This window comes from Pseudoxanthomonas sp. LjRoot204_2, from assembly GCF_056175765.1.
Genome location: NZ_JBGFFG010000072.1, coordinates 1 through 10,963, shown reverse-complemented (window position 1 = coordinate 10,963; position 10,963 = coordinate 1). Strand labels below are relative to the sequence as shown.

The 10,963-nt window shown below is 67.8% G+C and carries 11 protein-coding genes, 1 tRNA gene and 2 pseudogenes; all 14 read left to right on the top strand.

The features are described from left to right. The coding region (locus tag AC04L7_RS05350; protein ID WP_475512645.1) for a DUF418 domain-containing protein at positions 1 to 718 on the top strand (718 nt) is incomplete at its 5' end. 41 nt (positions 719 to 759) lie between these two features. Then, positions 760 to 1,800: a Holliday junction branch migration DNA helicase RuvB gene (ruvB, locus tag AC04L7_RS05345; protein ID WP_296279775.1), complete on the top strand. Its 1,041-nt coding sequence runs from the start codon at positions 760 to 762 to the stop codon at positions 1,798 to 1,800. A 51-nt stretch (positions 1,801 to 1,851) separates the two neighbouring features. Continuing rightward, positions 1,852 to 2,307 carry a tol-pal system-associated acyl-CoA thioesterase gene (ybgC, locus tag AC04L7_RS05340; RefSeq protein ID WP_296279776.1) on the top strand — a complete coding sequence of 152 codons (456 nt, stop codon included), beginning with the start codon at positions 1,852 to 1,854 and terminating at the stop codon, positions 2,305 to 2,307. 39 nt (positions 2,308 to 2,346) lie between these two features. Continuing rightward, positions 2,347 to 3,120, top strand: a complete 774-nt coding sequence (gene tolQ / locus AC04L7_RS05335) for a protein TolQ (RefSeq protein WP_435997035.1) — start codon at positions 2,347 to 2,349, stop codon at positions 3,118 to 3,120. A gap of 12 nt (positions 3,121 to 3,132) precedes the next feature. Then, positions 3,133 to 3,561 carry an ExbD/TolR family protein gene (locus tag AC04L7_RS05330; RefSeq protein WP_296279778.1) on the top strand — a complete coding sequence of 143 codons (429 nt, stop codon included), beginning with the start codon at positions 3,133 to 3,135 and terminating at the stop codon, positions 3,559 to 3,561. 6 nt (positions 3,562 to 3,567) lie between these two features. Continuing rightward, positions 3,568 to 4,605: a cell envelope integrity protein TolA gene (gene tolA, locus AC04L7_RS05325; protein ID WP_296279780.1), complete on the top strand. Its 1,038-nt coding sequence runs from the start codon at positions 3,568 to 3,570 to the stop codon at positions 4,603 to 4,605. A gap of 101 nt (positions 4,606 to 4,706) precedes the next feature. Next, positions 4,707 to 6,026, top strand: coding sequence for a Tol-Pal system beta propeller repeat protein TolB (tolB, locus tag AC04L7_RS05320; protein ID WP_299340766.1), 1,320 nt, complete (start codon positions 4,707 to 4,709; stop codon positions 6,024 to 6,026). A gap of 66 nt (positions 6,027 to 6,092) precedes the next feature. After that, positions 6,093 to 6,608 carry a peptidoglycan-associated lipoprotein Pal gene (pal, locus tag AC04L7_RS05315; RefSeq protein WP_299340768.1) on the top strand — a complete coding sequence of 172 codons (516 nt, stop codon included), beginning with the start codon at positions 6,093 to 6,095 and terminating at the stop codon, positions 6,606 to 6,608. Between the two features lie 21 nt (positions 6,609 to 6,629). Then, on the top strand, positions 6,630 to 7,445 hold the full coding sequence (gene ybgF / locus AC04L7_RS05310; protein ID WP_435997038.1) for a tol-pal system protein YbgF: 816 nt from the start codon (positions 6,630 to 6,632) through the stop codon (positions 7,443 to 7,445). Positions 7,446 to 7,509: 64 nt separating this feature from the next. Continuing rightward, a complete protein-coding gene (gene queE, locus AC04L7_RS05305; RefSeq protein WP_435997040.1) occupies positions 7,510 to 8,193 on the top strand; it encodes a 7-carboxy-7-deazaguanine synthase QueE in 684 nt (227 codons plus the stop codon). Between the two features lie 46 nt (positions 8,194 to 8,239). Further along, the gene (gene queC, locus AC04L7_RS05300) at positions 8,240 to 8,905 is read left to right on the top strand and encodes a 7-cyano-7-deazaguanine synthase QueC (RefSeq protein ID WP_435997042.1); all 666 of its coding nucleotides are present in this window, start codon (positions 8,240 to 8,242) and stop codon (positions 8,903 to 8,905) included. 72 nt (positions 8,906 to 8,977) lie between these two features. Continuing rightward, a tRNA-Lys gene (locus tag AC04L7_RS05295) sits at positions 8,978 to 9,053 on the top strand. A 73-nt stretch (positions 9,054 to 9,126) separates the two neighbouring features. Continuing rightward, a pseudogene (locus tag AC04L7_RS05290) lies at positions 9,127 to 10,233 on the top strand (PLP-dependent cysteine synthase family protein). A 27-nt stretch (positions 10,234 to 10,260) separates the two neighbouring features. Further along, positions 10,261 to 10,963, top strand: a pseudogene (locus tag AC04L7_RS05285) (oligopeptidase A); the annotation flags it as partial.

The following is a 10,963-nucleotide window of genomic DNA, read 5'->3' as shown; positions in this document are numbered from 1 at the left end:
CCACCTGATGTTCCTGGGCATCATCGTCGTTGCGCTGGCGCTGTGGGGTGACCAGCTCGCGGCCGAGCCGGCCGTCGGGACGGCCACGGTCAATGCGAGCTGGTGGGACCTGGTGGTGGCGCGGATCGACCACGTCTGGCTCTTCCGCCAGGAAATGATCTTCATCGCACCGATGAGCGTGGCGTTGTTCCTGGCCGGGGCGCGCCTGCTCGATGCGGGCGTGTTCGAGGCGCGCGGCGCGCGCCTGCGCCGTTGGCTGATGGTCATCGGCCTGGGGCTGGCGTGGCCCATCGACATGGCGCTGGGCGTGTTCGGAGGCGAAGCAGGCATCATGGCCGGCCGCTACGGCAGCGCGCCATTCGTGGCGGTGGGACTCCTGGCGGCGGTCGCGGAAGCGTTCCAGCGGCGGCCAACACCCGGCTTCCTCGGACAGCGCTTGGCCGAGGTGGGCCGCATGGCATTGAGTGGGTATGTGCTGCAGAACCTGCTGGCGTCCGCCCTTTGCTACGACTGGGGACTGGGGTTGGCGCGGCGTGTTCCGGATGCCGCTTCGGTGCCGGTAACGATCGCGGCCTACGCGGCGGTTGCGGCCTGCGTGATGGTGTTCGCCCACGCGTGGCAGCGACATGCGAAGCGGGGGCCGCTGGAATGGGCGTGGCATGCCTCCTACGAGCGGCTGACGCGCGGGATGAGGTCACGGCCTGTCGTGGCGGCCTGATCGCGCGGTCGCAAGCACAGCCGGTCCGTCATAATGGGGCCATGACCGCCGACCGCATCATCGATTCCTCCGCCACCCGCGAAGACGACGCCATCGAGGCCAGCATCCGGCCGAAGCGGCTGGACGAGTATCTCGGCCAGAAGCCGGTGCGCGAACAGCTGGACATCTACATCCAGGCGGCGAAAGGACGCGGCGAGGCACTGGACCACGTGCTGATCTTCGGGCCGCCCGGCCTCGGCAAGACCACGCTGAGCCACGTGATCGCCAACGAGCTGGGCGTGAACCTGCGCGTGACCTCGGGCCCGGTGATCGAGAAAGCCGGCGACCTGGCGGCGCTGCTGACCAACCTGCAGCCGCACGACGTGCTGTTCGTCGACGAGATCCATCGCCTCTCGCCCGTCGTCGAGGAAGTGCTGTACCCGGCGATGGAGGATTTCCAGATCGACATCATGATCGGCGAGGGCCCTGCGGCCCGTTCGATCAAACTCGACCTGCCACCGTTCACCCTGATCGGCGCCACCACCCGCGCCGGTCTTCTGACCGCTCCGCTGCGGGACCGCTTCGGCATCGTGCAGCGACTCGAGTTCTACTCGCCCGAAGAGCTGACCCGTATCGTGCAGCGCTCCGCGCGCATCCTGGGCATGGACTGCGTGCCGGAAGGCGCCGCGGAGATCGCGCGCCGTGCCCGCGGCACGCCCCGCATCGCCAACCGCCTGCTGCGCCGCGTGCGCGAYTACGCGCAGGTCAAGGCCGACGGTCATATCGACGTCGATGTCGCGCGCGCGGCGATGCAGATGCTGAAGGTGGACCCCGAGGGCTTCGACGAACTCGACCGCCGCATGCTGCGCACCATCGTCGACAGTTTCGATGGCGGTCCGGTGGGCGTCGAGTCCCTGGCTGCCGCGCTCAGCGAGGAGCGGGGCACGCTGGAAGATGTCATCGAACCCTATCTGATCCAGCAGGGTTTCCTGATCCGCACCGCTCGCGGACGCATGGCGACCCGCAAGGCGTACCTGCACCTGGGACTCACGCCGAAGGGGCGCGTTCCCGAACCGGGCGATGCGTCCGGTGAACTGTTCTGAGCGGCACTGGTTACAGGTTGGTATGCACCACAGGGTGCGGGAGCGCATGCGTTGACTACTGATTCGACGAGGATCGCCGCGGAGGCGGTGCCGTTCATCTTTCCGACACGCGTCTATTGGGAAGATACCGACGCCGGTGGCGTGGTGTACCACGCGCAATACGTTGCTTTCCTCGAACGGACCCGTACCGAATGGTTGCGGGCCCGGGGCCATGCCCAGGAACGACTGCGCCAGACCCACGACCTGGTGTTCGCCGTCCGCGCGATGCGCCTGGATTTCCTGCGTCCCGCGCGGTTGGACGATCTGCTGCACGTGTCGGCGCGCATCCACCAGTGCAAGCGGGCCAGCGTGGTCTTCGCCCAGTCCATCGAGCGGGACGGCGAAGTCCTGCTGACCGCTGAGGTGAAGGTGGCGGCGCTGAGTGCCTCGGGTTTCAGACCCGTTGCGCTGCCCGAGGCGTTGTATGACGAATTCCGCCGGCTCGAAACCCCGGGCCGTCCGCTTTGACCTGATGCGCAACACGAACCGAACGACGAGGAACGACGGATGATCGCAACGCTACTGGCCTTCCAGGACACCGTGGTGGAGGCGTTGCCGCCGGAGACCGCCGCCGCGACGGCCGATGCGGCCGCCGCCACCGTGCATAGCGGCATCAACTACATCGACCTGATGCTCAAGGCGAGCCTGCCGGTGCAGTTGATCGTGCTGCTGCTGCTGGCCGGGTCGCTGATCAGCTGGGTGATCATCTTCCGCAAGGGTCGCGTGTTCAAGAACGCCAACCGTGATGCCGACGAGTTCGAGAGCCGCTTCTGGTCGGGCGCCGAACTGCACAAGCTCTACGCCGGCGCCGCCGACCGCAATCGCGTGGTGACCGGCCTGGAGGCGATCTTCGAAGCGGGCTTCCGCGAGTTCACCCGCCTGCGCGACAAGCGCGGCCTTGACGGACGCGCGCAGCTGGAAGGCGCACAGCGCGCCATGCGCGTGACTTATACGCGCGAAGTCGACCAGCTCGAGCGCAACCTGGAACTGCTCGCCAACATCGGCTCCACCGCGCCTTACGTCGGCCTCGTAGGTACGGTGTTCGGCATCATGGTGACGATGCACGACATGCTCAACAGCGGCGAGCAGGCAGGCATCGCCGCCGTCGCGCCGGGCATTTCGGAAGCGCTGTTCGCCACGGCGATCGGCCTGTTCGTCGCGATTCCCGCGGTGTGGGCGTACAACCGCTTCACCACCCGCGTCGAGCGGCTGGCGGTGCGCTACGAGAGCTTCGCCGAAGAGTTCAGCTCCATCCTCCAGCGCCAGAACGCAGCCGAGTAAGCGGAGTTCCCCATGGCCGGAAGCATCGTCCACCGCAAGCGGCGCAAGCTGAAATCCGAGATCAACGTCGTGCCTTACATCGACGTGATGCTGGTGCTGCTGATCATCTTCATGGTGACCGCGCCGCTGCTCACGCTGAGCGTGGACGTGAAGCTGCCGTCGTCCACGGCCAAGGCCGTGGAAACCAAGAACGACCCGATCATCGTCGTCGCCTACCCGGATGGCCGGCTGGGCCTGCAACTGCCCGGCGACAAGGCGCCGCGCACCGTCGACGCGGCACAGCTCGAGGCCATGCTGGCGCCGATCAAGGCCGAACAGGGCAACGAATTGCGCGTATTGCTCGCAGGCGACGCGGATGCGCCGTACCAGCGGGTGATCGACGCCACCGAGGCGCTGAAGAAGGCCAAGGTGACCAACGTCGTCCTGTGGACCAAGCAGTAACGCGCCATGCACGCTGAAGCCTTCCAGCGACAGACGCTGCCGCAGGACGAAGGGCTGGGCCGGGCGGTTGCGTGGGCCATCGGCCTGCACGTGTTGCTGCTCGTGGTGCTGCTGGTGTCGCCGTACTTCAAGTGGGACCGCGAGCGCCTGAATGCCGCAGGTTCGCAATCGATGGAGGCCACGCTCGACGTGTCGTCGTCCGATGCGCGGGCGGTCGAACGGGCGCTTGATTTCCAGCCGGCGCCGATGCCCGAGCCGGTGCAGGAGCCGGCTCCCGAGGACACCGTCCCGCCCCCCCAGCCGATTCCCGAGCCTGCACCGCAGGACGCGCCGGTCGAACGCCAGGCGCAGGCGCAGGAACGCATTCCAGTGCCGGATGAGGTCGACCAGGATGAAGCGCGCCGTGAGGCGATTTCGCAGGAAAAGGCGCGACAGGAGCAGGAGGCCAAGCGCCGCCAGGAACAGATCGACTTGACCGAGCGCAAGCGCCAGGAGCAGGCCGAGCAGCAGCGCCGGCTCGCCGCCCAACAGGAAGAGGACAGGCAAAAGCGCATCACCACGGAGGCGGCGCAGAAGGCCGAGGCGGACAAGAAGCGTCTTGAGGAGATCCGGCGCCAGCGGGCGCAGGCGGCCCGCGAGGCGCAGCTGGCCGAACAGAAGCTCCGTCAGCTCGCAGATGCGCGGGCGCGCCAGGCGGCGGCCACGGCAGCGTCCACGCAGGCGCCGTCCGCCGGTCCGGCGGGCACCGGCGGCACGGATGAGGATCTGAGGGGGCGCTATGCCGCCGCCATCCAGGAGGCTGTCTTGCGTCAGTGGACGCGCCCGGAGTCCGTCCCGGTCGGTACGCGCTGCCGTGTGGTGATCCGCCAGTTGCCCGGCGGCGATGTGGTCAGCGCAGAAGTGCAGCCGGGGTGCGCCATGGATGCGGCCGGGCAGGACTCGATCGAACGCGCCGTACTGAAGGCGCGACCGCTGCCGTACCGTGGCTTCGAGACCGTCTTCGCCCGCACCCTGACGCTGAACTTCGAGGCCCGCGACCGCTGACTTCACGCCGCGTTTCGCTGCCTTCCGTTCACAATTGTTAAAACGTTCACGCGGGGGCTGGTATCCCTTTGCCGCCCCGCCCAACCGCAGAGTCGTTGCCCATGAAGAAACCGTTGCGCTGGTTCGCCTTGATCCTGTTCATGCTCGCCCCGGTGCTGGCGTCCGCCCAGCAGCAGGGTCTGGAGATCGACATCATCGGCGGCAACGCCTCGGCCCTGCCGATCACCGTGGTGCCCATGCCCTACCAGGGCAGCGCGGCCGCTCCGCCGACCGACGTGTCCGCAGTTGTCCGTGCCGACCTCGAGCGCTCGGGTGCCTTCCGCACGTTGCCGGAGGCCCGCATCGCCGAGCGTCCGACCCGGGGTGGCGAGATCCAGTATCCGACCTGGCAGGCCCTGCGCCAGGACTACATCGTGGTCGGTCGCGTGGTGGATGCCGGCGACGGCGGCTATCGCGTCGAGTACGAACTCTTCGACGTGGCCAAGAAGGAGCGCATGCTCGGCCTGGCCATGACGGCGCGCTCGAATGCGCTGCGTGACGTCGCCCACCAGATGGCCGATGCCATCTACGAGAAGATCCTCGGCGTGCGTGGCGCGTTCTGGACCCGCATCGCCTACGTCACCGCTGCCGGCACCGGCAAGGCAACTCGCTACGCGCTGATGGTGGCCGATTCCGACGGTTACAACCCGCAGACGGTCGTGCGTTCGGCCGAGCCGCTGCTGTCCCCGTCATGGAGCCCGGATGGCCGCAAGCTGGCCTACGTCAGCTTCGAGAGCGGCAACTCGGCCATCTATATCCAGGACATCTCGACCGGTGCGCGCGAGAAGATCGCCAGCTTCCGCGGCATCAATGGCGCGCCCGCGTTCTCGCCCGATGGCCGCCAGTTGGCGTTGACGCTGTCGCGCAGCGGCAATCCCGAGATCTACGTGATGGACCTGGGCAGCCGTTCGCTGCGCCAGCTCACCAATACGTCCGCCATCGACACCGAGCCGGTGTGGAGCGCGGATGGCGGCAGCATCTACTTCACCTCCGACCGCGGCGGTCGTCCGCAGATCTACCGCGTGCCCGCCGCTGGCGGCAGCGCCAGCCGGGTGACGTTCGAAGGCAACTACAACGCGACGGCTACGGTGTCGTACGACGGCAAGAAGGTGGCAGTGGTGCAGGGCAGCGGCAACAACTACCGCATCGCCCTGATGGACAGCAGCCTGGGTGGCGCGCGCTGGTCTTCGCTGTCGCCGGGCTCGCTGGACGAGTCGCCGAGTTTCGCCCCCAACGCCAGCATGGTGCTGTACGCCGCACGCGAAGGCGGGCGCGGCGTGCTGTATGCCGTCTCCGCGGATGCGCGCGTACGCCAGCGTCTGGTCGTGGCGAATGCGGATGTGCGCGAACCTGCGTGGTCGCCCTACCGTACCGCTCGTTAAGTTTGTGTCTACAATGTGACCCCTCGCTCCACCTGTCCCCCTGTTCCAATGACGCAAGGAATGACCATGAACAACACCACCCGTGTTCTGATGCTGTCCCTGATGTCCGTCGCCGTGCTGGCGGGCTGCAAGAAGGACGTGAAGCCGACGCCGCCGGCCGACACCACCACCACCACGCCGACCACCCCGACCACCCCGACCACGTCGGGCGTGTACGGCCCGGGCGACCTGGACACCGACGCCTGCCTGCGCCAGCGCGTGGTCTACTTCGACCTCGACCAGGACGCCCTGAAGCCGGAGTTCCAGGCCATCATGGGGTGCCACGCCAAGTACCTGCGTGACCGTCCGTCCTCGCGCATCACGCTGGAAGGCCACGCCGACGAGCGCGGCAGCCGTGAGTACAACATCGGCCTGGGCGAGCGCCGCGGCAACGCCGTGAATTCCGCCCTGCAGGCCAGCGGCGGTTCGGCCAGCCAGCTGTCCGTGGTCAGCTACGGCGAAGAGCGCCCGGTCTGCACCGATTCCAGCGAGTCCTGCTGGTCGCAGAACCGTCGCGTCGAGATCGTCTACACGGCCAAGTAAGCCGTCGTCGCCACGATGATCGTGAAGAAGACGTACCTGCTGGTCCTCGCGGCGGCCCTCGTGGCCGCCGCTCCCGCTCACGCGCAGCGCGTCAGCCTGGCCGATCGCGTGGCCGCGCTGGAAGCGAAAGCGAACAATCCGCAGCAGAACCTGGACCTGCTCAACAAGGTCACGCAGCAGGAATCGGAACTGCGTGAGCTGCGTGCCCAGCTCGAGCAGCTGCAGAACGAGAACGAGCAGCTCAAGCAGCGGGGCCGTGACCAGTATCTCGACCTGGACGGTCGCCTCAACCGACTGGAAGGCGGCGCCGCGCCGTCACCGGTCGGCACGCCCGCGGCCACACCCCCCCTCGGCAGTGCGCCGGCCACCGCGCCGGCGCCCGTCGTGTCCGCTACGTCCGAGCGCCCACCCAGCGTCCACGGGGACACGGGAGCGATGTCCGCGGCCGGTGATGAGCGTGCCGCCTACAACGTGGCCTTCGACAAGCTCAAGGCCGGCGATTACGCGGATGCCGCGCAATTGTTCACCAGTTTCCTGCAGCTCTATCCCAGCGGCGTGTACGCCCCCAACGCCCTGTACTGGCTGGGCGAGAGCTACTACGTCACGCAGAACTACGCGCTGGCTGCGGAGCAGTTCCGCGCGCTGCTGGGGCAGTATCCGACCCACGACAAGGCGGCAGGCGCCCTGTTGAAGATCGGCCTGTGCGACTACGGCCTCGGCAAGCTGCCCGAAGCCGAACGCACGCTGGGCGAGGTCATCGCCAAGTACCCGGGCACGGATGTCGCCCGTACGGCCGACGACCGCCTGCGCGCCATCCAGCTCGGCCGCTTGCGCTGAGTCTAGGAGATACCGGTGCTCCGGACGGAGACGCCGGACCGGCAGGGCGTATCATGCGCACCCCATGAATGATGCCGCCCGCCCCAGCGAAATCGTCCAGTCCCCGCTGGAACGCCTCAAGATCACCGAGATCTTCCTGTCCCTGCAGGGCGAGGCAAACGCGGTCGGCTGGCCCACCGTGTTCGTCCGCCTGACCGGCTGCCCGCTGCGCTGCCAGTACTGCGACACTGCCTATGCCTTCCACGGCGGCGAGTGGCGCGAGATCGACGACATCGTCGCCGAGGTCTCCCGGCATGGCGTCCGCCACGTCTGCGTCACCGGCGGCGAGCCGCTCTCGCAGAAGCGCTGCCTGGTGTTGCTGAAGAAGCTCTGCGACGCCGGTTTCGACGTCTCCCTGGAAACCTCGGGTGCGATCGATATCGCCGAGGTCGATCCTCGCGTGTCGCGCGTGGTGGACCTGAAGACGCCAGGCTCCAAGGAAATGGCGCGCAACCGCCTTGAGAACCTGCCGCTGCTCACCGCGCGCGACCAGGTGAAGTTCGTGCTGTGCGGCCGCGCCGACTACGAGTGGGCGCGCGGCATGCTGGCCGAGCATCGCTTGCCCGAGCGCTGCGACGTGCTGTTCTCGCCCAGCAAGTCCGAACTGTCGCCGCGCGACCTGGCGGACTGGATCGTCGAGGACCGCCTGCCGGTTCGCTTCCAGATGCAGCTGCACAAGCTGCTGTGGGATGACGAGCCGGGACGCTGAGCAGCGCCTGCGGTAGCCTACCCATCACCCCACGAAACATCGCCCCATGAAGAATGCCGTCGTCCTGCTGTCCGGAGGCATGGACTCCGCCGTCGTCGTCGCCATCGCCCGCGAGCAGGGCTTCGCCGTGCATGCGCTGAGCGTGCGCTACGGCCAGCGGCACACCTCCGAACTCGATGCCGCCGCGCGCGTGGCCACTACGCTCGGCGCCGCCGCGCACAAGACCGTGCACGTGGACCTGCGCAGCATCGGGGGCTCCGCGCTGACCGATGACATCGACGTGCCCGAGGCCGGCGGCCCCGGCATCCCCGTGACCTACGTGCCGGCCCGCAACACCATCATGCTGTCGGTCGCGCTGGGCTGGGCCGAGGTGCTGGGCGCCAACGACATCTTCTGCGGCGTCAATGCGGTGGACTACTCGGGCTATCCGGATTGCCGCCCGGAATTCATCGAGGCCTTCGAGAAGCTCGCCAACGTGGCGACCAAGGCAGGCGTGGAAGGCGCGGGCTTGCGCATCCAGGCGCCGCTGCTGCGCATGAGCAAGGCCGACATCGTGCGCGAGGGCGTGCGCCTTGGGGTGGATTTCGCGCAGACCGTGTCGTGCTACCAGGCCGACGCCGAGGGCCGGGCCTGCGGCCATTGCGACGCCTGCCGCCTGCGCGCCGCCGGCTTCGCCGACGCCGGCGTGCCGGATCCCACCCACTACGCCTGACGGGCGCGAATCGCCCCCGTGCGGACGATGCGCTAGAATGCGCGTCCCGGTGCAAGGCCGGGATGCGTTCCCGGGCCGTTAGCTCAGTCGGTAGAGCAGAAGACTTTTAATCTTTTGGTCGAAGGTTCGAATCCTTCACGGCCCACCACGCACATCCCGCCGCCGCGCCATCATCGCGCCGCGTTCGCGTCGGCGCCCGGCAGGGAATCTTCCACGTGGCGATGGCAGTGCGTGACTGGACGGCGCAGGCGATCCAGCGCATCGAAGCGGACTTCAACCGGTCTGCCGACACCCACCTGATCCCGCTGCCGCTGCCCGGTTTTCCCGGCATCGATGTCTATCTCAAGGACGAGTCCAGCCATCCGACCGGCAGCCTGAAGCACCGGCTGGCACGCTCGCTGTTCCTGTAGTCGCTGGCGAATGGCTGGCTGCGCGAGGGCGCGCCGGTGATCGAGGCCTCCAGCGGTTCGACGGCCGTGTCCGAGGCCTATTTCGCGCGCCTGCTCGGGTTGCCCTTCATCGCCGTGATGCCGTCGTCGACCTCGCCCGACAAGATCGCGGCCATCCAGTTCCAGGGCGGACGCTGCCACCTGGTCGAGCAGGCGGCGGAGATCAACGAGGTCTCGCGGCGACTGGCGCAGGAAAGCGGCGGCCACTTCATGGACCAGTTCACCTATGCCGAGCGCGCCACCGACTGGCGTGCGAACAACAACATCGCCGAATCCATCTTCAAGCAGATGGAAGCCGAGCCCCATCCCGTGCCGGCGTGGATCGTCTGCAGCCCCGGTACCGGCGGCACCAGCGCCACGTTGGGACGCTACGTGCGCTATCGCCGTCATCCCACGCGCGTGATGTGTGCCGACCCGGAGCACTCGGTGTTCTTCGACCAGTACCGGGGCGCGTGCGGCGGTTGCGACGACACCACGCTGACCTGCGCGCGCGGCTCCGGGATCGAGGGCATCGGTCGCCCGCATTGCGAACCCAGCTTCATCCCGGCGTGCATCGATGCGATGGTGAAGGTGCCCGACGGCTTGAGCCTGGCGGCCATGCGCCACGTCAACGCGGTGCTGGGTCGCCGGGTTGGCGGATCGACCGGCACCAACTTCGTCGGCATCCTCGCGGCGGCCATGCGCATGCGCGAAGAAGGCCAGGTGGGGTCCATTGTCAGCATCCTGTGCGACAGTGGTGAACGCTACGCGCACAGTTACTACAACCGGGACTGGTATCTGGAGCGCGGCATCCCCATCGTGGAGAACGACGATGCCATCGCCGCCGCTGTCGCCGGACGAGGCCTGCCGTCGCTGGCACGGGCCGACTGGCCCGACTGAAATCCCCTTTTTGCAGATGGTATAGCCATGACCAATCCACTCCTCGACTTCTCTGGCCTGCCGCGGTTCGACGAGATCCGCCCCGAGCACATCGCACCCGCCATAGACCAGTTGCTGGCCGAGGCCGAGGCGGCCGTGAAGGTGGCGGAATCCGTCACGCCGGTGACATGGGAGACCTTCGTGGTGCCGCTGGACGATGCGACCGAACGCCTGTCGCGGGGCTGGAACCAGGTGACGCACCTGGAGGCGGTCGCAAACTCGCCCGCGCTGCGCAGCGCGTACAACGCGCAGTTGCCCAAGGTGACCCGCTTCTGGAGCGCACTGGGACAGAATCTTGCGCTGTACCGGCAGTATCGCGCGCTGGCGGATACGCCGGAAGCGGCGCACTACGATGCCGCACGCCGCAAGGTCCTGGACAACGCGCTGCGCGACTTCCGCCTCGGTGGCGCCGAGCTGCCGGACGCGCAGAAGGCACGCTTCGGCGCGGTGAAGGAAGAACTGGCGAGCCTGTCGGCGAAATTCTCCCAGAACGTGCTGGACGCGACCGACGAGTACGAATTCTGGATCAAGGACAAGCAGCACCTCGGCGGCCTGCCGGCCGACGTGGTGTCGGCCGCACGCGCGGCGGCGAAGGCCGACGACGAACCGGGCTGGAAATTCACCCTGCAGATGCCGTGCTACCTGCCGGTGCAGGCCTACGCCGACGACCGCGCGTTGCGCGAGACCCTGT